General features: G+C 44.7%; 1 protein-coding gene. It reads left to right on the top strand.

From position 1 onward, the window contains the following. Window positions 1–22 precede the first annotated feature (22 nt). The coding region (locus tag A3738_RS09835) for a hypothetical protein (protein ID WP_156504167.1) at window positions 23–492 on the top strand (470 nt) is incomplete at its 3' end.

The following is a 492-nucleotide window of genomic DNA, read 5'->3' as shown; positions in this document are numbered from 1 at the left end:
TCATACCCGCACAGGTGTGATCATGCCGCAATCGGTGTACTACGATCAGACGCGTAATTCCTTCTACTCTGCAGATGGTGCTGAGCTGCATTGGTCGAAGTCTTTGGGTGAAAATGCACTTAGCTTTCAAGTCTTCTACAACCAACCTGTAACCGATATGGATGAGGCGCAAGAAGCTTCGCAACTTGAGCCAAGTAATTTAAAGGGCGATTCAGGTTTATTGGCAAAACTTGCTTATGGTTCAGAGTTCAATGGTTGGCGCGCTGCCATCACTTACTATCGACCCGAATATACGATCGACCTCAACCCCTTAATTAACGTGCCAGCAAATGCGATATTGCCTGGATCACCTGACTTGAATGATGTGCAAATTTACGCAGATGATTCTTCGTTCTATTCCGAAACAGTTCTGACTTCATTAGAATACAACGCCTTTGAATGGGCTGTGACCGCTGAATACTCGCGTCATAAGTTTCAGTCGAACATTAATTT

This window comes from Oleiphilus sp. HI0066 (genome assembly GCF_001635725.1).
Note: the sequence above shows the minus strand (reverse complement) of the source record. Positions and strands in the feature narration are given on the sequence as shown.